We start from the raw sequence: 22,439 nt of genomic DNA, 5'->3' as shown, positions 1-22,439 counted from the left end.
TCGTTTTCTGGAGTACTGCCTTTGAATGCAATCACCATCAACAGCCTGTTTCTGATCGGCGCGTTGCTGGTAGGTGCGAGCATTCTGGTGAGCTCACTTTCGTCCCGTCTTGGTATCCCGATTCTGGTGATTATCCTGGCCGTGGGCATGGCTGCCGGCGTCGACGGTGGCGGCATTATTTTCGATAATTACCCCACGGCTTATCTGGTCGGCAACCTCGCGCTGGCGGTGATCCTGCTCGACGGTGGTTTGCGCACCCGGGTCGCGAGTTTCCGCGTTGCGCTGTGGCCGGCGCTGTCGCTGGCCACAATCGGGGTGTTAATTACCACGGCGTTGACCGGCATGGTCGCCGCCTGGCTGTTTAACCTGAGCATCATTCAGGGCCTGCTGATCGGCGCGATTGTCGGCTCGACCGACGCCGCCGCGGTGTTCTCGCTGCTGGGTGGCAAAGGCCTGAACGAACGGGTCACCGCCAGCCTCGAAATCGAATCCGGCAGCAACGACCCGATGGCGGTGTTCCTCACCGTCACCTTGATCGACATGCTCGCCAGCGGCGAGACCGGCCTGCACTGGAGCCTGCTCGGACACTTCGTGCGCGAGTTCGGCATCGGGGCCGTCGTCGGCCTCAGCGGCGGCTGGCTGATGCTGCAACTGGTCAACCGGATCAACCTGGCCAACGGCCTTTATCCGATTCTGGTGATTGCCGGCGGTCTGGTGGTGTTTGCCCTGACCAACGCCCTGCACGGCAGCGGATTCCTCGCGGTGTATCTGTGCGGTCTGGTGATCGGCAATCGGCCGGTGCGCAGTCGCCACGGCATTCTGCACATGCTCGACGGCATGGCTTGGCTGGCGCAGATCGGGATGTTCCTGGTGCTGGGCCTGCTGGTCACTCCGCATGACCTCCTGCCGATCGCCCTGCCCGCGCTGGGCCTGGCGCTGTGGATGATTCTGGTCGCGCGGCCACTGTCGGTGGTGGCTGGACTGCTGCCGTTCAAAGCGTTCCATGGCCGCGAAAAAGCATTCATTTCCTGGGTCGGCCTGCGCGGCGCGGTCCCGATCATTTTGGCGGTGTTCCCGCTGATGGCCGGTTTGCCCCACGCCCAGCTCTACTTCAATCTCGCCTTCTTTATTGTGCTGGTGTCGCTGCTGGTACAGGGCACGAGCCTGCCGTGGGTGGCAAAACTGTTGAAAGTGACGGTGCCACCGGAGCCTGCGCCGATCTCACGGTCGGCCCTGGAAGTGCATGTCACCAGTGAGTGGGAGCTGTTCATTTATCGCCTCGGTGCCGAGAAATGGTGCATCGGCTCGCCCCTCCGCGAGCTGAAAATGCCCGAAGGCACGCGTATCGCCGCCCTGTTTCGTGGCCAGCAATTGCTCCATCCGTCGGGTAGTACGGTGCTGGAAGTCGATGATTTGCTGTGTGTTATTGGCCATGAACACAACCTTCCGGCCCTCGGAAAACTCTTCAGCCAGGCACCGCAACGGGGTCTGGATTTGCGCTTCTTCGGCGACTTCGTACTCGAAGGAGACGCCCAGCTGGGCGCGGTTGCTTCGCTGTACGGGTTGAAGGTCGAAGGCATCGATCCTGACATGGCGCTCGGCCACTTCATCGCCCAGAAAGTCGGGGGTGCACCCGTGGTCGGTGACCAGGTGGAGTGGAACAACACCATTTGGACCGTGGCGGTCATGGAAGGGAACAAGATCGGCAAAGTGGGCGTCAGATTCCCCGAAGGAAGTCGCCCGGGTCCGGGCTTGTTCCTCTAAACTCCATTCTTCGTCTCGTTTTCGATCGGTCTCTATGTCAACCCTGCGCACCTTTTTCGTCATGGCCCTGCTGGGTCTGAGCCTCTCCATCGGCACGCTGCAAGCGGCCGAACCGCCGTCCAGCGAAGCCGTGCAGGCGAGCCTGGACAAGATCGCCGACCGCAAGCTGCCGGAAGCCGATCAGAAAGCGCTGCAAGCGGTCCTGCAGAACACGCTCACCCAGCTCAACAATGAGCGTGACTACGAGCAGAAACTCGCCGATCTCAAACAGCAACTGGCCACCGCGCCGAAGCAGAACATCGAGAACCAGCGTGAACTGGCGCGCCTGAAGGCGACCAAGGCGCAGCCCGTCGGGCAACGCTACGCCAACCTGTCGATCCCGCAGCTCGAGCAAATGCTCACCGAGCGCTCGACCCAGCAAAGCGATCTGCAAAAGGCCCTGGCTGATGCCAACAGCTTGGTGATTACCGCCCAGACTCGCCCGGAACGCGCCCAGGCCGAAATTTCGGCCAGCCAGACGCGCATTCAACAAATCAACAACACCCTCAAAACCGGTAAAGATGCCGGCAAAACCTTGAGTGGCGAACAGCGCGATTTGCTCAATGCCGAACTCGCCGCCCTGAATGCACTGATCCCACTGCGCCGTCAGGAACTGGCCGGCAACAGTCAGTTGCAGGACCTGGGCAGCGGCCAGCACGACTTGCTCTCGGAAAAATCCGATCGTCTGGATCAGGAGATCCAGGAGCTGCAAACCCTGATCAACCAGAAACGCCTGGCCCAGTCTCAGGAAACGGTGACCCAGCAGTCCATCGAGGCGCAGAAATCCGGTGGCAGCGCCCTGTTGGCCACCGAAAGCGCGGCCAACCTGAAACTGTCCGACTACCTGCTCAAAAGCACTGACCGCCTCAACGAAGTCACTCAGCAAAACCTGCAAACCAAGCAACAACTGGACAACGTCACCCAGAGCGATTCGGCGCTGGACGAGCAAATCAACGTGCTCAAGGGCAGCCTGCTGCTCTCCAAGATTCTCTACAAACAGAAGCAGTCCCTGCCGCGCTTGAAGCTCGACCGTAACCTGGCCGATCAAATCGCTGACATTCGTCTCTATCAATTTGAAGTCAGCCAGCAACGCGAACTGCTGAGCAACCCGGCTACCTACGTCGATAACCTGCTGTCGACCCAACCGCCAGAGCAAGTCACCCCGCAACTGCGCAAAAGCCTGCTGGAACTGGCCACGACCCGCGCCGATCTGCTGGAACGACTGAACCGCGAATTGAGCGCGGTGCTCAACGAATCCATCACCCTGCAACTCAATCAGAAACAACTGCTGAGCACCGCGCAAAGCCTGCGGGCGACCCTCGATGAACAGATGTTCTGGATTCCCAGCAACAAGCCGTTGGACCTGGAGTGGATACGCGCGGTGCCGGAGCGCTTGCAGCGCCAGGTCGCGACGTTACCGTTGTCCTCCAGCCTGAGTGAATTGAGCGATGGCCTGATTCAACGGCCGCTGCTGTTTCTGCCGCTGGTGTTGCTGATCGGCGCCCTGCTGTGGCGACGCAAAAGCCTGTATGCCCTGCTGAACAGGGTCCACAAGGACATCGGCCACTTCAAGCGCGACAGCCAGTTGCACACGCCGCAGGCCATTCTGATCAACATTTTGCTGGCGATGCCGGTCGCGTTGGGCCTGGCTTTGTGCGGTCTCGCACTGCAAATAGACGCTCGCGGGCAGAACGCCAACATGGGCGCAGCGATGCTGCAAATGGCCCAGGCATGGCTGGTGTTCTACACCGCCTATCGGATCCTCGCGCCGGGCGGTGTGGCGGAACTGCATTTCCGCTGGGAGAAACCTCAGGTCGAATTCCTTCAAGGCTGGGTCCGTCGCCTCGGACTGGTGGTGATGGCCCTGGTGGCCGTGGTGGCGGTTGCCGAACTGCAACCGGCGACACTGGCTGATGACGTGCTGGGCATGCCGGTGGTGTTGACCTGTTACGCCTTGATGGCCTGGCTGCTCAGCCGTTTGCTGATGCGCAGCCCGACACACGAAAACGCTTCGCTGTTCCGCAAATTGGTGGGAATCCTGTTTACTGCACTGCCGATCGCGTTGTTCGTGGCCGTGTGCTTCGGCTACTACTACACCGCGCTCAAGCTCAGTGATCGATTGATCAACACCCTGTACCTGCTGATGTTCTGGCTGGTCATCGAAGCCACCTTTGTCCGTGGCCTCAGCGTTGCAGCGCGCCGTCTGGCGTACCAGCGAGCGCTGACCAAACGTCAGGCTGCGAAAGAGGCCGGGGACGGCGAAGCGGTGATTGAGGAACCGACGCTGGACATCGAGAAGGTCAACGAACAGTCCTTGCGCCTGATTCGTCTGGCGCTGCTTGGCGGTTTCATGGCCGCCCTGTACTGGGCCTGGTCCGACCTGATTTCGGTGTTCTCGTACCTGGACAACATCACCCTCTACGAATACACCAGTGGCACGGGCGCGACCATGAGCATGGTGCCAATCAGCATCGGTGACATGCTCGGCGCGCTGATCATCATCGGCATCACGTTCGCCCTCGCCCGCAACTTGCCGGGTCTGCTGGAAGTGTTGGTACTGTCCAAGCTCAACCTGGCGCAGGGCAGCGCCTACGCGACGACCACGCTGCTGTCCTACGTGATTGCTGGCATCGGTTTTGTCTCGACCCTGTCGACCCTCGGCGTGAGCTGGGACAAGTTGCAATGGCTGGTCGCCGCGCTGTCGGTCGGTCTTGGTTTCGGGATGCAGGAGATCTTCGCGAACTTCATCTCCGGCATCATGATCCTGTTCGAACGCCCGGTACGGATCGGCGACACCATCACCATCGGCAACCTGTCGGGTACGGTGAGCAAGATCCGCATCCGCGCCACAACGATTACCGACTTCGACCGCAAGGACATCATTGTCCCGAACAAGACGTTCATCACCGGGCAACTGATCAACTGGTCCCTGACCGACACCATCACCCGGGTAACCCTCAAGCTTGGCGTCGATTACGGCTCGGACCTGGACCTGGTGAAAGAGCTGCTGCTCAAGGCTGCCCGCGATAACCCGCGCGTGCTGAAAGACCCGGAACCGCATGTGTACTTCCTGAACTTCGGCGAAAGCACCCTCGACCACGAGTTGCGCATGCACGTGCGCGACCTCGGCGACCGCAACCCGGTGCTCGATGAGGTCAACCGCTTCATCAACCGCGAATTCAAGAAGCAGCACATCAACATTTCTTTCCGGCAAATGGAGGTTTACCTCAAGAACCTTCACGGCCAGGAATACAAAATGGTGCCGATCGAGCCGGAAACCAAAACCATCGTGCCACTGGCCGATGGCAAACCGCTGCAAGAGCCGCCACCCGCCAAGCTCGACTAACCGTCCTATCCCCAGCAGAATGCTCGGACATTCTGCTGGAGATGGCCGGTGAAAGCCCTGGACGAACTGACCTTCGATAATCGTTTTGCTCGCCTGGGCGATACGTTTTCCGCCCACGTGCTGCCCGAGCCCATCGATAATCCGCGCCTGGTAGTGGCCAGCCCTGCGGCGATGGCGCTGCTGGACCTGGACCCGGCCGTTGCTGAAACCCCGGAGTTCGCCGAGCTGTTCAGCGGCCACAAGCTCTGGGCCGACGCGGTGCCGAGGGCGATGGTCTATTCCGGGCATCAGTTCGGCTCCTACAACCCGCAGCTGGGTGACGGGCGCGGCTTGTTGCTGGGCGAGGTCTACAACGAGGCCGGTGAACACTGGGACTTGCACCTCAAAGGCGCCGGCCAGACGCCTTTTTCACGCATGGGCGATGGTCGCGCGGTGTTGCGCTCCTCGATCCGCGAATTTCTCGCCTCAGAAGCGCTGCACGCACTGAACATCCCGACCACCCGCGCGCTGTGTGTGATTGGCTCCGACACGCCGGTCTGGCGCGAGAAGCAGGAACGCGCCGCCATGGTCCTGCGCATGGCGCCGAGCCATGTGCGCTTCGGGCATTTCGAATATTTCTACTACACCAAACGTCCCGAGAAGCAGAAAGAACTCGGCGAGCACGTGCTGGCCATGCATTTCCCCGAATGCCTGGAACAACCGGAACCGTACCTGGCGATGTTCCGCGAAATCGTCGAGCGCAACGCCGGGCTGATCGCCAAGTGGCAGGCCTATGGCTTCTGCCACGGGGTAATGAACACCGACAACATGTCGATCCTCGGCATCACTTTCGACTTCGGCCCGTTCGCCTTCCTCGACGACTTCGACGCCAACTTCATCTGCAACCACTCCGACGATCAGGGCCGTTACTCCTTCAGCAACCAGGTGCCAATCGGCCAGTGGAACCTCAGCGCCTTGGCGCAGGCCCTGACGCCGTTCATCAGCGTCGAAGCCCTGCGCGAAACCCTCGGGCTGTACCTGCCGCTGTACCAGGCCCACTACCTGGACCTGATGCGCCGCCGCCTCGGCTTCACCACCGCTGAAGACGATGACCAGAAACTGCTGGAACACCTGCTGCAACTGATGCAGAACAGTGGCGTCGATTACAGCCTGTTTTTCCGTCACCTCGGAGATGAGTCACCGGAACTGGCCGTCGCCCGCTTGCGCGAAGACTTTGTCGACATCAAGGGCTTCGATGCCTGGGCAGTGCTCTACATCGCCCGGGTGGCTCGCGAAGGCGTGGTTGATCAGGAACAGCGCCGACAACGGATGCATGCGGTCAATCCGCTGTACATCCTGCGTAATTACCTGGCGCAAAAAGCTATCGATGCGGCGGAGAGCGGGGATTATTCAGAGGTTCGGCGGCTGCACGCGGTGCTGAGCCATCCGTTTGAGGAACAGCCAGGGATGGAGAGTTACGCCGAGCGGCCGCCGGAGTGGGGGAAGCATTTGGAGATTAGTTGTTCGTCGTGATGCCGATTAGATAAAAATCTCAGCCGACACACCAAAGCGCTCGGCCAACCAGCGAATCTGTCGCACGTTGAGCTGGCGCTTGCCGCTTAGAATTTCGGATACGACCGACTGGGTACCGACGCCAGGCAGGTCGCTCTGTGTCAGGCCATGCTCACGCATCATGTAGCCAAGAACTTCGGCGCCACTGGCTTGGGGCATCGGATGATGTTTATGATCCCATTCCTCAATCCAGTCACCGATGATGTCCACCAAACTCATCAGGGGATTTGACTCATCATCTCCCGTCATCTCGAGCAACTCGTCGAGTGCCTGCACCAACATGTCGTAGTCGTCTTCGTTTTTCGGTTTGCGTAACAGCGGCGAGACGAATTCCCAGTGCTCAGCAGCCTTTTTGATCAAAACGCTCATACCCTTCCCTCCTTCCACTTTCCGCGATCATATTCGCGGTGATCCAGAACATGCTTGATGTAGAGCTTTTGAGGCCGGTACCTGACATAGGCAATCAACCTTAACTTGTTGCCGCCAATGTCGAATACGTGAAACTCACCAACTTTGTCGGTTGCCGGAAATGATGACTTCATCGTTGCAAAATCGCTTGGCTCTATACGTTTGACCACTCGATACCACTGGTCCAGCGCGCTTGCTGCAGCGGGCCATTTTTCTTTGGCTTCCCAGATTCGTTTTTCAGAAAACACTCGCATGCAACATCCTTATCGCATTCTGCTATAGAGAATAGGTCACAGACAAAAACAATCGCAAGCTGCGATAGTCATAAGCAGACCAATGGTCGCGCGTCACGCACCTCAGCCTAGTTTCAACGATGAATGCGACACGATTGAAAATGTGAGCAGACGTCTCCAACTAAGAGCTATCAGCCCTTTTCTGGAACCCACCATGACCGATCCACTCCTCATCCCCTGCCCCCACTGCAACGGCCTCAACCGCATCCCCGCCGAGCGCCTTAGCGATCACCCAAAGTGTGGTCGCTGTAAAGCCGAGGTCCTGCTGAGCAAACCGTTCGAATTGAAGCAAGGCGATTACGCCAGCCAGATCAAAGGCGATCTGCCGTTGCTGGTGGATGTGTGGGCAGACTGGTGCGGGCCGTGCAAGTCGTTTGCGCCGGTGTTCGAGCAGGCGGCCGGTCAGTTGGCGGGCAAGTGCCGGTTGGCGAAACTCGACAGCGAAGCGAACCAGCAGTTGTCGGCGCAGTTGGGGATTCGCTCGATTCCGAGTCTGATTCTGTTCAAGAACGGCCGGGAAGTGGCGCGCCAGAGCGGGGCTTTTCCGTTACCGCAGTTGATGAGTTGGTTGCGTAGCCAGGGGATTTAAGACCACCAAAAACCCAAGTGGGAGCGAGCCTGCTCGCGAAGACGATGTAACAGTCAACATTAATATCGACTGACACTGCGCTTTCGCGAGCAGGCTCGCTCCCACATGGGTTCAGTGGTGTTGGCCGGGATCAGGCATTTTCCAGCAGGTTGTGCAGCTCGACGAATTGCTGGGTCAGCTTGTGCCGTGGATCGAGGTGAATCAGCGGCGTGTTGGCCTGGTGAGATTCGCGCATACGCACTGAACTGGCCAGGTAAACAGGCAACACCGGCAACCCTTCGGCGATCAACTCGTCGAGGATCTGCTGGGGCAGACTGGCACGGGCCTGGAACTGGTTGACCACGATGCCTTCGACTTCCAGTCCTTCGTTGTGGTCTTCCTTCAATTCCTCGATTTCAGCCAACAAACCGTACAACGCCTGACGCGAGAAGCTGTCGCAGTCGAAGGGAATCAGCACGCGATCCGCGGCAATCAACGCAGATACCGCGTAGAAGTTAAGCGCGGGCGGTGTATCCAGGTAGATCCGGTCGTAATCTTCCCCCAACTCTTCAAGCAACTTACGCAGCTTGTTGATCTTGTGTTTGGCCTCAAGCTTGGGCTGTAAATCGGCCAGCTCAGCCGTGGCGGTGACCACGTGCAGGTTGTCGAAGGGCGTTTCGTAGATGTCGACCTGGTTCTTCTTCGAGAACGGGCCGGAGGACAGGGTTTGCTTGAAGAAGTCGGCGATGCCCATCGGGATGTCACTGCCGGTGAGGCCCGTCAGGTATTGAGTGGAGTTGGCCTGCGCATCGAGATCCACCAATAGGGTGCGATAGCCCTCGCTGGCGCTGACCGCCGCCAGATTGCAGGCAATACTGGATTTGCCCACGCCACCTTTTTGATTAAACACCACGCGCCGCATGTCAGACCTCCATGTATCAAAGAATGACCGAGTGTAGTAGTCCACGGCATTGCTTAGCTACCTCCTTGGGATAGGGACTACACGGTCAGCGCCTGTTTCCCTATGAATAAGAGGCAATCTCATCCATTGAATTGGGTGATGCGCCGACAGACGCGAGCATCCCTATGTGGATAATGGCCAAACGATAGCTTTTCGCGAACCGGACGGTACATTTCCTTGCGCAAAATGTAACCAGCATTTGCTACGCACCCGTAGCACCGGGATAATGCGCGCCACTCGGCGTTACGCGCCACGTAAGGTCTGTCGCTGTTTTTGCGACTCACCGCGTCAAGTTAGCCCCGCAGGGGCGGGATGTATGTCTGTGATCAACTTCAACATCGCCCAATGGCGCGCGTGGGCTCCCGGGCTCGAAAGCGTGGACGACTGGCAGGCATGGAGCCGACAACCGGTCGTGCTTGCGAGCAGCGATGCCGCTCCCGATGTGTCGTTTCTGCCCGCCATGCAGCGCCGGCGACTCAGCCGCCTGGCGAGAATGGCCTTCAGTGTCGGCTGGCCCTTGGCCGAAGGTTGCAAGGACCTACCGCTGGTCTTTATTTCCCGCCATGGCGAAACGCCGCGCACATTCGAAATCCTCAGGGATCTGGCGGCCGACCAACCGTTGTCGCCCACTCAATTCAGCTTGTCCGTCCACAACGCCGTGATTGGTCTATGGTCGATCATGCGTGGCGAAACCAGCGAAATGACGGCGCTCGCCGCCGCCGGGGACGGGCTTGAACACGGCATGCTGGAGGCTGCGGCGATGCTGGACGAAGGCGCACCTGCCGTCCTGCTGATTGTCACCGAAGAACAACCACCTGACGCCTACGAGACCTGGATCGACGATGTGCCGTTTCCGTATGCCGTGGCTTTGTTGCTGACCCCGGGTACCGACTGGCAGTTGTCCCTGAACAGCTCGACGCAAAGCTTGTCCAAAGCCCACTGGCCGCATGCCCTGAATCTGTTGCGTACCCTGCTCGGCCAGCAGACCACTTGCCAACATGCCTGGAAGAATCGTGTATGGACCTGGCATCGCACCCCGTAACCGGAAAAAACCGCGACGCCTACTACTGGCGCCTGCTGGCCACTGCCGCAAGCTTCACCCTGTTCGGGTTGGGCGGCCTGTGCCTGCGGCTGGTAGTTTTCCCGTTGCTGAGTTGCCTGCCCGGTGATGCCAGGACCCATCGCCTGCGCGCACGAAAAACCGTCAGTCGTTGCTTCTGGTTTTTTGTCCGGTTCATGGCCCGTACCGGTGTCCTGACCTACGACATCCAGGGGGCGGAAAAACTCGGTCGCCCCGGGCAAATGATCCTCGCCAATCACCCCTCGCTGATCGATGTCGTGTTTCTGATTGGCCTGGTGCGTCATGCCAACTGCGTGGTGAAACAAAGTCTCTGGGACAACCCCTTTACCCGCGCGCCGCTGCGTCGCACCGAATACATCAGCAACGACGGCAGCATGGACATGCTGGACGCGGCTGCCGATGCGCTGAAAGACGGTCAGACCCTGATCATCTTTCCCGAAGGCACGCGCACCCAACCCGGCGAGGCGCCGGCCTTTCATCGGGGGGGCGCGGCAATCGCCCTGCGCGGTGCGAAAATCCTCACCCCGGTCATCATCAAGGTCAGCCCGACGACATTGACCAAGGCCGAGCCTTGGTATCGGATCCCGAAACGCCGCGTGCACTTCAGTTTTCGCGTTGGGGCCGATATAGACCCACAGTCTTTCGCAACGCTAGGCCCGCCCCCGCAGGCTTCGCGCAAGCTCAACGAATATTTGCATACTTACTTTATTAAGGAGCTCGCCGAAGATGAGCGATCTGCACCGTGACATCAAAGAACTGATCATCGATGCCCTCGGCCTCGAAGACATCAGCGCCGAAGACATTGACAACGAACAGACATTGTTCGGCGAAGGCCTGGGCCTGGATTCGGTGGACGCTCTGGAGCTCGGCCTGGCGATCCAGAAAAAATACGGCATCAAAATCGACGCCGACGCCAAGGACACCCGTAATCACTTCACCAACGTGGCGAGCCTTGCGGCGTTCGTCACTGCAAAACAGGCAGCTTGAGACCGGACCATGCAAACTCGTGACGACATTTTCAACACCCTGCGCGATGCCTTGGTCGAACTCTTCGAGCTGGACCCTGCACGTGTGAGCCTCGAATCGAACCTGTATCAGGATCTGGAAATCGACAGCATCGACGCCGTCGACCTGATCGATCACATCAAGCGTCAGACCGGCAAGAAAATCGCCGCCGAAGAGTTCAAATCGGTGCGAACTGTCAGCGACGTGGTCGAGGCGGTCTATCGCCTGGTTCAACCGGCAGCATGAGGCGACTGGTCGGCCTTGGCCTGCTGCTCGCGGGCCTGTTGTACCCCTTTGCGGTGTATTTCGGCATGGAACATTTTGCTCCGTGGCAGTTCGGCCTGCTCTTGGGCAGCCTGTGGCTGGCGCGGGCGTTGCTCGGTGCGCGGCGTCCCGGCAGCCTGTGGATGGCGACCATCGCCATCGCTTTTTGCCTGTTGCTGGCGCTGTTCGACAGCCCGCAGTTGCTGCGCTGGTACCCGGTGCTGATCAGCGCGTTCATGCTCGGCCTGTTTGGACTGAGCCTCAAATTCGGCCCGCCGATGGTCGAACGCCTGGCGCGCCTGCGGGAACCGCACTTGCCGGCCAGGGCCATTATTTATACGCGCCAGGTGACGATTGCCTGGTGTGTTTTTTTCATCTTTAACGGCTTGCTCGCCGCCGCCCTGACGCTTTGGGCGCCGCTGAGCTGGTGGATGTTGTACACCGGCCTGATTTCCTACGGATTGATGGGCCTGCTGTTTGCCATTGAATGGCTGATACGACAACGGGTACGAGGCCACGCATGAATTGGATAACACTTGAGCAGCTGTTGCTCAAGGCTCAGCCGGAGCGTGCCGTCACGGCCGAACCGGCGTTGAATCATGTACAACTGTGGGAACAGGCCCTGTGTTTGGCAGCCGGCCTGCAAGCCCAAGGTGTGCAGCGCATTGCCGTGCACCTGGAAGACGCCGCCGACCTGGCCATTGCCCTGCTGGGTGCCTGGCGTGCCGGCGTCAGCGTGCTGCTGCCCGCCGATCTGCAACCGCAGACTCGCCAGCGCTGGTCCGGCGAAGTCGATCTGTGGCTGACCGATCTGGCCGATGACGCGCACCTGAGCGATTACCGTCACCCGCCTCTCGCCGGTGCCGCGCTGGATTTAGACGCCTGCCGGCTGAGCCTTTGCACTTCCGGCTCCAGTGGCGAGCCCAAGCGTATCGACAAAACCCTGCGCCAACTGGCCAATGAAGTTCAGGCGCTGGAACAGCTCTGGGGCGCGGATCTGGGCGAGGCGTGCGTCATTGGCAGCGTCGCCACTCAACACATCTATGGCTTGCTGTTTCGGGTGCTGTGGCCTTTGTGCGCCGGGCGGACATTTGTACGCAAGCAACTGGCGTTTCCCGAAGACTTGCAGCGTGCCAGCCGTGAACACCCGGCCTTCGCCTGGGTCGCCAGCCCGGCGCTGCTCAAGCGCATGGGTGACAACCTCGACTGGCCTGCCTTGAGCGCCGTGCGACGGGTGTTTTCCTCGGGTGGCGCGTTGCCCACCGAGGCGGCGCAGAGCCTGCACCAGCGTCTGGAACAATGGCCAACGGAAATCCTCGGCAGCTCGGAAACCGGCGGCATTGCCTGGCGTCAGGGCGACGATCTCTGGCAGCCGTTTGCGGATGTCGAACTGAGCCAGGACAGTGACGGCGCGCTGCTGATCCAATCGCCCTATTTGCCGGCGGGACATACCGAACACACCGCTGACGCCGCGCGGATCGCTTCTGATGGCAGGTTCGAATTGCTCGGACGGCTGGACCGGATCGTCAAACTGGAAGAAAAACGTATCTCACTGCCCATGCTCGAAAAGGCTCTGATGGATCACAACTGGGTCGCGGAAGCGCGCCTTGGAGTGGTCCGGGAAAACCGCGCCTCGTTGGGCGCACTGGTGGTGTTGAGCGAATCGGGCCTGCATGCCTTGCGCAATCAGGGGCGACGCACCCTCACCCAGGAATTGCGTCAGCACCTGACCCAGCATTGTGAGGCCCTTGCCCTGCCCCGACGCTGGCGATTGCTGCGGCAAATGCCCTTGAACGCGCAGGGAAAACTGCCTCAGGCCGATGTCGAAGCCTTGCTGCTGGCGCCCCGCGTCAAAGCACCGCAAGTGCTCGAACAGGTCGAAGCCGGCGGCGAGTGGAGCCTGCAACTGGCGGTCCCGCCGGACCTCGCTTACTTCAGCGGCCACTTCCCGCAAACGCCAGTACTGCCCGGCGTGGTGCAGGTGGAATGGGCGCTGAGCCTCGGCCAGCAATTGATGGACCTGCCGGCAAAATTCGCGGGCATGGAAGTGCTGAAATTCCAGCAACTCGTGCGCCCGGGTGACGAAATCCAGCTGCACCTGCGCTTTGACCCGGAACGCAGCAAATTGTATTTCGCCTATCGCAATGAAACCGCCACCTGCTCCAGTGGGCGGATTTTGCTGGAGGCCGCGGGCGATGCATAGCCCCTGCGCCGTGATCCCGGTCTACAACCACGAAACCGCAATCACCACGGTGGTCGATGCGCTGATCGCCAGTGGCCTGCCGTGCATTCTGGTGGACGATGCCAGCGATCAAGCCTGCGCCAGAGTGCTCGACCGATTGGCCCAGCGCGAGATGGTCAACCTGATCCGCCTCACGGCCAATCAGGGCAAGGGCGGCGCCGTCATGACCGGTCTGCGCGAAGCTTCACGCCTGGGTTTCAGCCACGCCTTGCAAGTCGACGCCGACGGTCAGCACGACCTGCAAGATGTGCCGCTGTTCATCGCACAATCACGTGCCCACCCCGGCGCAGTCATCTGCGGTTACCCGCAATACGACGCCAGCGTGCCTAAAGGTCGTTTGTACGCCCGCTACCTGACGCACGTCATGGTGTGGATCAACACGCTGTCCTTGCAGATTCGCGACTCCATGTGCGGCTTTCGCGTCTATCCACTGCCGCCGACGCTGGCGCTGATCGACTCGGCGAAGATCGGCAAACGCATGGACTTTGATTCCGACATTCTGGTGCGCCTGGCCTGGCGCAACCTGCCGATGCAATGGTTGCCGACCCGGGTTCACTACCCGCTGGACGGCGTCTCGCATTTCCGCCTGTTCCACGACAATGTGCTGATTTCCAGCATGCACACACGGCTGTTTTTCGGCATGTTGCTGCGAGCACCGGTGATCCTCTGGCGACGGTGGCGAGCATGAGCAGTGACGTAGACAAAAAGCACTGGGCCGACCGCCAGGAGCGCGGCAGCTTCTGGCTGATGAAGCTCACCGCGTTCGGCGCCAAAGTGCTGGGTCGGCGGCTGCTGAGCCCGATTTTGTACGGCATCGTCCTGTACTTTTTCCTGTTCGGCCGCAGCGCGCGCCACAGCGCCTGGCAGTACCAGCAACGTCTCGTCGACTGGAGCGGTCGCACGGAACTGCGCCCCACCCATTGGCGTGTGTTCGGCCAGTTCATGGCGTTCGCCGACTCCATGCTCGACAAGCTCGACGTGTGGAACGGCAAGCTGAGCATCGAGCAGATCGAAATCATCGACCCGGCGCTGCTGCGCAATCAACTGCGCGGCACCCGCGGGCAAATGCTGGTGGGCGCGCATCTGGGCAATCTCGAGGTCTGCCGTGCATTGGCGGAAATCGGCGAAAAAGTCACGATGAACGTGCTGGTCCACACCAAGCACGCCGAACAGTTCAACCGCTTGCTCGGCGAGGCCGGTGCAACCAATCTGCGGTTGATCCAGGTCAGCGAGCTGGACCCGGTAATCATGCTGCAATTGCATGAGCGCCTTGAGCGCGGCGAATGGCTGGCGATTGCCGGCGATCGCGTGCCGCTGCACGGCGGGCGTAGTGTGACCGTGGATTTTCTCGGCCATCCGGCGGCGTTCCCTCAGGGGCCGTGGTTGCTCGCCGGTTTGCTGAAATGCCCGATCAATCTGCTGATGTGCCTGAAAAAACCATCGGGCCAATACCGCGTGACCCTCGAACCGTTTGCCGAGGCCGTGGTATGGAAACGCAGCGACCGCGAACAGGTCATTCATCAGTGGGCGTCCCGCTACGCCGAGCGCCTGGGTCACTATTGCCTCGAAGCGCCCCAACAATGGTTCAACTTTTACCCTTTCTGGAAGACCGATGACGACGCCAACGCATGAGCCGGTAACCTTCGGCGAACTCCCTTTGCGCATCGAAGACGTGCTGGCCCTGGCCAACCGTCAGGTGCCGACGCAGTTGCAGGGCGATCCCGCGTACCGCGAGCGTATCGCCAAGGGCGCGCGATTCCTCGATTCCCTGCTGGACAAGGAAGGCGTGATTTATGGCGTGACCACCGGTTATGGCGACTCCTGCGTGGTCGCGGTGCCGCTGCACCACGTCGAAGCGCTGCCCCGTCATCTGTATACCTTTCACGGCTGTGGCCTGGGCAAACTGCTCGACGAACAAGCCACCCGCGCGGTGCTCGCCGCGCGTTTACAGTCGCTGTGCCATGGCGTGTCCGGGGTGCGCGTGGAACTGCTGGAACGCCTGCAAGCGTTCCTCGAACACGACATCCTGCCGCTGATCCCGGAAGAAGGTTCGGTAGGCGCCAGCGGTGATCTGACGCCGTTGTCCTACGTTGCCGCGACGCTGTCCGGCGAGCGCGAAGTGATGTTCCGCGGCGAACGCCGACAAGCCGCCGACGTGCACCGTGAACTGGGCTGGCAGCCGTTGGTACTGCGCCCGAAAGAGGCACTGGCCTTGATGAACGGCACCGCCGTGATGACCGGCCTTGCCTGCCTGGCCTTCGCCCGCGCCGATTACCTGCTGCAACTGGCCACGCGCATCACTGCGCTGAACGTGGTGGCGTTGCAGGGCAACCCGGAACACTTCGACGAGCGCCTGTTCGCCGCCAAACCGCATCCGGGGCAGATGCAAGTCGCCGCATGGCTGCGCAAGGATCTGGCGATCGACGCACCGACCGCGCCACTGCACCGCCTGCAAGACCGTTATTCCCTGCGCTGCGCGCCCCATGTCCTCGGCGTGTTGGCGGACAGCCTGAACTGGCTGCGTTCGTTCATCGAAATTGAACTCAACAGCGCCAACGACAATCCGATTATCGACGCTGAAGCCGAGCGCGTTTTGCACGGCGGGCATTTCTACGGCGGCCACATCGCGTTCGCCATGGACAGCCTGAAAAACCTGGTGGCCAACGTGGCCGACTTGCTGGACCGTCAACTCGCATTGCTGGTGGACGAGCGTTACAACCATGGCTTGCCGAGCAACCTGTCCGGCGCCAGCGCTGACCGGGCGATGCTCAACCATGGTTTCAAAGCCGTGCAGATCGGCACCAGCGCCTGGACCGCCGAAGCACTCAAAAACACCATGCCGGCCAGCGTCTTCTCGCGCTCTACCGAGTGCCACAACCAGGACAAAGTGAGCATGGGCACCATTGCCGCCCGCGATGCGATTCGTGTGCTGGAGCTGACCGAACAGGTCGCCGCCGCGACGTTGCTCGCCGCTAACCAGGGCGTGTGGCTGCGCAGCAAGGCCGAGGATGCTCGCCCGTTGCCACCAGCGCTGGCCGCCATGCACGAGGCGCTGGCCAAGGATTTCCCGCCGGTCATCGAAGATCGTGCCCTGGAAGGCGAATTGCGCCTGTGCCTGAAACGAATTGCCGAGCAACACTGGAGGCTGCATGCGTAGCAAGGGAGTGCTTCACACCGATACGGAAATCCAGGTGCCGTTCTTTGACGTCGACACCATGCACGTGGTCTGGCACGGCCATTACGTCAAGTATCTGGAAGTCGCCCGTTGCGCGCTGCTGGACAAGATCGGCCACAACTACACGGCGATGTCCGAGTCGGGTTACGCCTGGCCGGTGATCGACTTGCAACTGCGTTACGTGCGCGGCGCAGTGTTCGGCCAGAAGCTGAACGTGCGGGCGAATCTGGTGGAATGGGAGAACCGGTTGAAGATCAATTATCTGATCAGTGACCTGGAAACCGGCGAACGCCTGACCCGCGCCAGCTCCGTGCAAGTCGCCGTCGACATGGCCAGCCGCGAAATGCAGCTCGCCTCACCGAAGGTCTTTACCGACGCTGTCGAAAGGACGCTGGCATGAACCCGATCCTCAAATGTCTCAGCGCACTGGTACTGCTCGGTTTGTCATCGCTCGCCAACGCTTTCGATCTGCAGCAACTGAGCGATCAACTGGCCAAACCCGAGGTGATCCACGGCAACTTCATCCAGGAAAAACACCTGCGCGCCCTGCCCCAGCCGCTGACCAGCAAGGGCACGTTCGTCCTCGCGAAAAATAATGGCCTGTTGTGGCTGCTGAAAACCCCGCTGCAACAGGATTACCGCATCACCGCCAAGGGCATTGCCCGACGTGACGCCAGCGGATGGCAAATGCTGCCGGGCAAGAGCGCCGGTGCCGAGCAGAACCGCTTGTTCCTCGCCGTGCTGCAAGGCGACAGCAGCGGTTTGCAGCGTGACTTCGAGCTGTCATTGAGCGGCGACGCGCAGAACTGGAAGCTGACGTTGATTCCGCGCTCGCTGTTGCTCAAGCAGGTGTTCAAGCAGATCAACATCACCGGCAGCGAATTGGTCAGCACCATCGAGCTGCTGGAAACCCAGGGCGACAGCACCCTTTTGCGCATGCAGGACAGCACCAGCGCACAACCCTTGAGCACTGCGGAGCAACATGACTTTGCCGAGTGAACGCAGGCTGCCATGGCTATTCCTGATCCTGCTGCTGGCAGTGCTCGCGCTCGCCGGTTGGCAATGGCGCGATGGCGCTCCGCTGTCGGCCAACCTGATGGAACTGGTGCCGGGCACGGCGCCGGACGCGCTGGAACTGCGCGCCGAACAGCGCATGCAGGAACCGCTCAACCGCGAAATGCTGGTGCTGGTCGGCCACAAGGATCGCGAGCAAGCGATCGCCATGGCGCAGAAACTCGGCGAGCAATGGCAAGCCAGTGGTCTGTTCGAGAAGGTGCAGTGGACGTTGCAAGCCGACTTGCCCGCACTGCGCACACAACTGCTGCAAGGCCGGTTGGCGATGCTGTCCGAGACGGATCGACAACAACTGATCGAGCATCCCGACGCCTTCATCCAGCAAAGGGTGCAAGCCCTGTTCGACCCCTTCACCGGCTTCAGCCTGGTGCCGAGCCAGGATGACTGGCTGGGCCTGACCGGGCGCATCCAGAACAGCCAGCCGCAACACGGCGACGTGCAACTGGACATTGGCAGCGGCGCGTTGATCGCCGATGCCGACGGTAAAAGCTGGGTGATGCTGCGGGCAAAAACCACCGGCAACGCCTTCGACATGAGCCTGCCGCTGCAAGTGGCCAGCCTGCTTGAAAACAGCCGCGAACAAGCGGCGCAGTCTGACGTGCAACTGCTGGCAGCCAGCGGATTGCTCTACGCCGCGAGCGGTCAGCAACAAGCCACCCGCGAGATCACGTGGGTCGGGGGCGGCGCGACGCTGGGGATTCTGTTGCTACTGTTGCTGGCGTTCCGGCGCTGGCGGGTATTGCTCGCGTTCATTCCGGTGCTGGTGGGCATGCTGTTTGGCGCAGTGGCCTGCGTGGCGTTGTTCGGCCATATGCATGTGATGACGCTAGTACTCGGCTCCAGTTTGATTGGTGTGGCCGTCGACTATCCGCTGCATTACCTGTCGAAAAGCTGGAGCCTGAAACCCTGGCACAGCTGGCCAGCATTACGCCTGACGCTGCCGGGCCTGACGCTGAGCCTGATCACCAGTTGCATCGGTTACCTGGCGCTGGCGTGGACACCGTTCCCTGCCCTGACCCAGATCGCCGTGTTCTCCGCCGCCGGTTTGCTCGGTGCCTATCTGTCCGCCGTTTGTCTGCTGCCGGCGTTGCTCAAGGGCGCCGACATCCGACCCGCGCAATGGCCACTGCGCCTCTGCGAATGCTTGCTGAGCCTGCGTGACGCGCTGCTCAAACAGGCCAGCACGCCGGTGTTGCTGGCCCTGCTGATTGCCTTTTGCGTCGGTGGTCTGCTGAAACTCGACAGCAAAAACGACATCCGCCAGTGGATCGGCGCACCGCAGCAATTGACTGACGAAGCCAAGACCATTGCGCGCATCACCGGCTTTCAACCGACCAGCCAGTTCTTCCTGGTGCGCGGCGCCAATCAGCAAGAACTGCTGGAGCGTCAGACCGCGTTGAGCGAACGGCTGGATCAGTTGGTGAACCTGGAAAAACTCCAGGGTTACCTGTCGCTGAATCAGCTGGTCAGCCAGCCAAGCGAACAGCTGCAAGTGCGTGAAGCACTGAACAAACTGCCGCAATTCTGGCAGCCGCTGCTCGACGTCGGTGTCCCGGCCGAAGCGCTGCACGCCGAGCTGACGAAATTGCAGGCGTTGCCCACCGAAGACATCGACGCCGCACTGCTCGGCCCGCTGGCGGAACCCTATCGTCCTCTGTGGCTAGGGGTGGCCGATGATGGTGGCGTAGCGGCGATGGTCAGCCTGCAAGGCCTGAACGACCCCACCCTGTTACGCGTCCAGGCGTTGGACTTGCCAGGCGTCAAACTGGTCGACCGTCTCGGTGAATTGAACAGCGTTTTCGCCGCCACACAAATCAGCGCAGCGGAGCTCAAACTCGCCTCCTGCGCGTTGATCGTGCTGGTGTTGATGCTGCCATTCGGTCTCGGCGGTGCCTTGCGCATCGTCGCCCTGCCACTGCTCGCCGCGTTGTGCAGCCTGGCCAGTCTCGGCTGGCTGGGGCAACCGCTCACACTGTTCAGTCTGTTCGGCCTGCTGCTGGTGACGGCGATCAGCGTCGATTACGCGATCCTCATGCGCGAACAGGTCGGCGGTGCCGCTGTGAGCCTGCTGGGTACCTTGCTGGCAGCGCTGACCACTTGGCTGTCGTTCGGTCTGCTCGCGGTATCAAGCACCCCGGCCGTGAGCAATTTTGGATTGTCAGTGAGCCTGGGACTGGCTTTCAGTTTCATCCTGGCGCCATGGGCGGGACGACATGTCCAAACCGCTCCGGTCGCGGAGTCAGCCGCATGATGATCGCCCTGTTCTGGCTGATGGCCCTCGCGTTGTTCGCCGTGGCCACCCGCATCGGTCGTCATTTCGGCCTGATCCCGATCGTCAGCCAGTTGCTGCTGGCAACCTTCGGCCTGCCGCTGCTGATGTACTTCTGGATCGAGCCCGGCTGGCAGCTCAGCGGCGCTGAACTGATCTCGCCAACGTGGCTGAAAAACCTCTACAGCCTGAGCTTTGCCTTGCTGCTGGGGCACATTCTGAGTGACGTGATCGACCTGCGGCTGGATCGCCAGAGCCTGAAAATCGCCCTGCCGAGTTTTTGCATTCCGTTCGCGGGCGGGCTGGCGACGGCGGTGTGGTTGCTGCCCGCGCAATCGTGGATCAGTTCGTTGGCGGTGGGTCTGGTGTTCGCCATTACCGCGATCCCGGTACTGTATTTGTACCTGCGCCACATCAACTACCCGCCCGACGCCACCCGGCGCCTGGTGCAGACCGCGATCCTCATCGACCTGGCGTGCTGGACGCTGTTCGGCTTCGCGCAGGGCAGCCTGCACCTGAGCAGTTTGCTGTTGCCGCTGGCCGGCGCTTGTCTGCCGGTGCTGTTGCGCTTACTCGGTTTGCGTCAGCCATTGCTGCACAGCGGCTGCTTTTTCGCGCTGCTGGTGGTCGCCGAGCACTTCAAGCTCAACGCACTTATTTTCGGCATCGGCTATCTGCTGTGCATGGCCGCGCTGAAAGTACCGTTGGTGTGGCCAATCTCCGCGGTGTGGATGACCCGTCTGCAAACCTGGATCGCCATCCCGCTGATCCTCACGTTCGGCATCGTGCAGATCAACGTTCATGCCGCCATGAGCAGCCTGAGCTGGACGCAACTGGCCGCACTGCTGATGTTGCCGATTGCCAGCAAACTGCTGGGCAACTGGCTGGGTCTTGGCTGGGCCGGCGCGTCCTTTGAAGGCGCCAGTCGCTGGCGAGAAAGTCTGCTGCTGAATATTCGTGGCTTGAGCGAGATCGTTTTTCTCAACCTGCTGCTGCAACAACAACTCATCAGCCCGGCGCTGTACTTTGCGCTGATGGTGATGGGCCTGATCGCGACGCTGCTGCCGGCACTCGCCGGCATGCACAGCCCCCCTTTGAACATCGCCGCCCCGGCAAGGAGCCCACGTGCCAACAGTTGAACTGCAACGTCGCCAGGTCGTCGTCATCGGCGCGGGGCCCTCGGGCGCCATCGCTGCCGCGCTGCTCAAGCGCAACGGTCACGATGTGCTGATGATCGAGCGCCAGCACTTCCCGCGGTTTTCCATCGGCGAGAGCCTGTTGTCGCATTGCCTGGATTTCGTTGAAGAAGCCGGCATGCTCGAGGCCGTGAACGCGGCAGGTTTCCAGCTTAAAAACGGCGCCGCGTTCGCCTGGGGCGAGCAGTACAGCGCCTTCGATTTCGGCGACACGTTCAGCCATGGCAAGCCGACCACGTTCCAGGTGCAGCGCGCCGATTTCGACAAGCTGCTGGCCGATCAGGCCGCGCTGCAAGGCGTAGAAGTGCGTTACGGCGAAGCCATTGTCAGCGTCGATTTCGACTTGCCGAAGCCGCAACTCGAGGTGCTGCGCGAAGACGGCAGCCAGTACTGCGTCGAAGCGGATTTCGTGCTTGATGCCAGCGGCTACGGTCGTGTGCTGCCGCGCTTGCTGGACCTGGAAGCACCGTCGAATTTCCCGGTACGCCAGGCCGTGTTTACCCACATCGAAGACCACATCGACAGCCCGTCCTTCGAGCGGGAAAAAATCCTTATTACCACTCACCCCATCCATCGCGACATCTGGTTCTGGACCATCCCGTTCAGTAACGGTCGTTGTTCAGTGGGCGTGGTCGCGGCGGCCGAACATTTCGAAGGCCGCATGGAGAATCTGGACGACTGCCTGCGCGGGTTCATCGCCGAAACCCCGAGCCTTTCCGGCGTGCTGAAAAATGCCGTGTGGGACACGCCCGCGCGCACCATCGGCGGCTACTCGGCCAACGTCAAAACCTTGCACGGCCCGGGCTTTGCGCTGCTCGGCAACGCCGCGGAATTCCTCGACCCGGTGTTTTCCTCCGGTGTGACCATCGCCATGCGCTCGGCGAGCATGGCCGCAGGCGTGTTGCATCGCCAACTGCAAGGGCAAAGCGTGGACTGGCAGACCGAGTTCGCCGAACCGCTCAAGCGTGGCGTCGACACCTTCCGCTGCTACGTCGAGGGCTGGTACGCCGGGACCTTCCAGGATGTGATCTACCATCCAGGCAGCTCACCGGACATCCGCCGCATGATCAGCGCGATTCTCGCCGGCTATGCCTGGGACGAACGCAACCCGTTCGTCAGTGAACCCAAGCGTCGGCTGCGCGTGTTGTCAGAACTCTGCGCCAGAGATGTCACATGAATGACAGGACCGCCTGTTTGCGGTGC

The 22,439-nt window shown here is 60.9% G+C and carries 21 protein-coding genes; 18 read left to right on the top strand and 3 right to left on the bottom strand.

What is annotated here, in order from left to right; genetic code table 11:
- Positions 1 to 21: 21 nt before the first annotated feature.
- Genes ACWKV5_RS09270 through selO form a run of 3 tightly spaced genes read left to right on the top strand, consistent with a single transcriptional unit; the run spans position 22 to position 6,661 of the window.
- Positions 22 to 1,764, top strand: a complete 1,743-nt coding sequence (locus ACWKV5_RS09270) for a potassium/proton antiporter (RefSeq protein ID WP_483841035.1) — start codon at positions 22 to 24, stop codon at positions 1,762 to 1,764.
- 34 nt (positions 1,765 to 1,798) lie between these two features.
- Positions 1,799 to 5,149, top strand: a complete 3,351-nt coding sequence (gene mscK, locus ACWKV5_RS09265; RefSeq protein ID WP_483841034.1) for a mechanosensitive channel MscK — start codon at positions 1,799 to 1,801, stop codon at positions 5,147 to 5,149.
- Positions 5,150 to 5,197: 48 nt separating this feature from the next.
- Positions 5,198 to 6,661, top strand: a complete 1,464-nt coding sequence (gene selO, locus ACWKV5_RS09260) for a protein adenylyltransferase SelO (protein ID WP_483841033.1) — start codon at positions 5,198 to 5,200, stop codon at positions 6,659 to 6,661.
- Positions 6,662 to 6,667: 6 nt separating this feature from the next.
- Here the strand turns inward: selO and ACWKV5_RS09255 are convergent, their stop codons facing one another.
- Together ACWKV5_RS09255 and ACWKV5_RS09250 are read right to left on the bottom strand one after the other, a co-directional pair.
- Positions 6,668 to 7,069 carry a helix-turn-helix domain-containing protein gene (locus tag ACWKV5_RS09255; protein WP_483841032.1) on the bottom strand — a complete coding sequence of 134 codons (402 nt, stop codon included), beginning with the start codon at positions 7,067 to 7,069 and terminating at the stop codon, positions 6,668 to 6,670.
- Positions 7,066 to 7,362, bottom strand: coding sequence for a type II toxin-antitoxin system HigB family toxin (locus ACWKV5_RS09250; protein WP_483841031.1), 297 nt, complete (start codon positions 7,360 to 7,362; stop codon positions 7,066 to 7,068). Before ACWKV5_RS09250 ends, ACWKV5_RS09255 begins: the two co-directional genes overlap by 4 nt.
- Before the next feature lie 193 nt (positions 7,363 to 7,555).
- Between ACWKV5_RS09250 and trxC the strand changes: the two genes are divergently transcribed.
- The gene (gene trxC, locus ACWKV5_RS09245) at positions 7,556 to 7,990 is read left to right on the top strand and encodes a thioredoxin TrxC (RefSeq protein ID WP_123435540.1); all 435 of its coding nucleotides are present in this window, start codon (positions 7,556 to 7,558) and stop codon (positions 7,988 to 7,990) included.
- A 130-nt stretch (positions 7,991 to 8,120) separates the two neighbouring features.
- Here trxC and ACWKV5_RS09240 read toward each other — a convergent pair whose 3' ends face one another.
- Positions 8,121 to 8,891: a ParA family protein gene (locus ACWKV5_RS09240; RefSeq protein WP_483841030.1), complete on the bottom strand. Its 771-nt coding sequence runs from the start codon at positions 8,889 to 8,891 to the stop codon at positions 8,121 to 8,123.
- A 355-nt stretch (positions 8,892 to 9,246) separates the two neighbouring features.
- On the opposite strand from ACWKV5_RS09240, the gene ACWKV5_RS09235 reads away from it, so the two are divergent.
- From ACWKV5_RS09235 to ACWKV5_RS09170, 14 genes are read left to right on the top strand one after another with little or no spacing between them, the layout of a single operon-like run.
- Positions 9,247 to 9,972 (top strand): beta-ketoacyl synthase chain length factor, encoded by a 726-nt coding sequence (locus ACWKV5_RS09235; protein WP_483841029.1) that lies wholly within the window; start codon positions 9,247 to 9,249, stop codon positions 9,970 to 9,972.
- Positions 9,948 to 10,757: a lysophospholipid acyltransferase family protein gene (locus ACWKV5_RS09230; protein WP_483841028.1), complete on the top strand. Its 810-nt coding sequence runs from the start codon at positions 9,948 to 9,950 to the stop codon at positions 10,755 to 10,757. Before ACWKV5_RS09235 ends, ACWKV5_RS09230 begins: the two co-directional genes overlap by 25 nt.
- Positions 10,738 to 10,998 (top strand): phosphopantetheine-binding protein, encoded by a 261-nt coding sequence (locus tag ACWKV5_RS09225; protein ID WP_483841027.1) that lies wholly within the window; start codon positions 10,738 to 10,740, stop codon positions 10,996 to 10,998. The genes ACWKV5_RS09230 and ACWKV5_RS09225 overlap by 20 nt, the downstream gene beginning before the upstream one ends.
- A 9-nt stretch (positions 10,999 to 11,007) precedes the next feature.
- Entirely contained in the window at positions 11,008 to 11,262 is a 255-nt protein-coding gene (locus ACWKV5_RS09220) for an acyl carrier protein (protein WP_007947135.1), read from the top strand.
- A complete protein-coding gene (locus tag ACWKV5_RS09215) occupies positions 11,259 to 11,804 on the top strand; it encodes a COG4648 family protein (RefSeq protein WP_483841026.1) in 546 nt (181 codons plus the stop codon). Before ACWKV5_RS09220 ends, ACWKV5_RS09215 begins: the two co-directional genes overlap by 4 nt.
- Entirely contained in the window at positions 11,801 to 13,483 is a 1,683-nt protein-coding gene (locus ACWKV5_RS09210; RefSeq protein ID WP_483841025.1) for an ApeI family dehydratase, read from the top strand. Before ACWKV5_RS09215 ends, ACWKV5_RS09210 begins: the two co-directional genes overlap by 4 nt.
- Positions 13,476 to 14,210, top strand: a complete 735-nt coding sequence (locus tag ACWKV5_RS09205) for a glycosyltransferase family 2 protein (protein ID WP_483841024.1) — start codon at positions 13,476 to 13,478, stop codon at positions 14,208 to 14,210. The genes ACWKV5_RS09210 and ACWKV5_RS09205 overlap by 8 nt, the downstream gene beginning before the upstream one ends.
- The gene (locus ACWKV5_RS09200) at positions 14,207 to 15,154 is read left to right on the top strand and encodes an LpxL/LpxP family acyltransferase (RefSeq protein WP_483841023.1); all 948 of its coding nucleotides are present in this window, start codon (positions 14,207 to 14,209) and stop codon (positions 15,152 to 15,154) included. The genes ACWKV5_RS09205 and ACWKV5_RS09200 overlap by 4 nt, the downstream gene beginning before the upstream one ends.
- Complete coding sequence (locus tag ACWKV5_RS09195; RefSeq protein ID WP_483841022.1) at positions 15,135 to 16,679, top strand: HAL/PAL/TAL family ammonia-lyase; 1,545 nt, start codon at positions 15,135 to 15,137, stop codon at positions 16,677 to 16,679. Before ACWKV5_RS09200 ends, ACWKV5_RS09195 begins: the two co-directional genes overlap by 20 nt.
- A complete protein-coding gene (locus ACWKV5_RS09190; protein ID WP_027922077.1) occupies positions 16,672 to 17,097 on the top strand; it encodes an acyl-CoA thioesterase in 426 nt (141 codons plus the stop codon). Before ACWKV5_RS09195 ends, ACWKV5_RS09190 begins: the two co-directional genes overlap by 8 nt.
- Complete coding sequence (locus tag ACWKV5_RS09185; RefSeq protein ID WP_483841021.1) at positions 17,094 to 17,696, top strand: outer membrane lipoprotein carrier protein LolA; 603 nt, start codon at positions 17,094 to 17,096, stop codon at positions 17,694 to 17,696. Before ACWKV5_RS09190 ends, ACWKV5_RS09185 begins: the two co-directional genes overlap by 4 nt.
- The gene (locus tag ACWKV5_RS09180) at positions 17,680 to 20,022 is read left to right on the top strand and encodes an MMPL family transporter (RefSeq protein ID WP_483841020.1); all 2,343 of its coding nucleotides are present in this window, start codon (positions 17,680 to 17,682) and stop codon (positions 20,020 to 20,022) included. Before ACWKV5_RS09185 ends, ACWKV5_RS09180 begins: the two co-directional genes overlap by 17 nt.
- Positions 20,019 to 21,179 (top strand): cation:proton antiporter, encoded by a 1,161-nt coding sequence (locus ACWKV5_RS09175; RefSeq protein ID WP_483841019.1) that lies wholly within the window; start codon positions 20,019 to 20,021, stop codon positions 21,177 to 21,179. The genes ACWKV5_RS09180 and ACWKV5_RS09175 overlap by 4 nt, the downstream gene beginning before the upstream one ends.
- Positions 21,166 to 22,413 (top strand): NAD(P)/FAD-dependent oxidoreductase, encoded by a 1,248-nt coding sequence (locus ACWKV5_RS09170; protein WP_483841018.1) that lies wholly within the window; start codon positions 21,166 to 21,168, stop codon positions 22,411 to 22,413. Before ACWKV5_RS09175 ends, ACWKV5_RS09170 begins: the two co-directional genes overlap by 14 nt.
- Positions 22,414 to 22,439 lie beyond the last annotated feature (26 nt).

The organism is Pseudomonas oplopanacis, from assembly GCF_057128725.1.
This window is presented reverse-complemented; position numbering and strand designations above follow the sequence as displayed.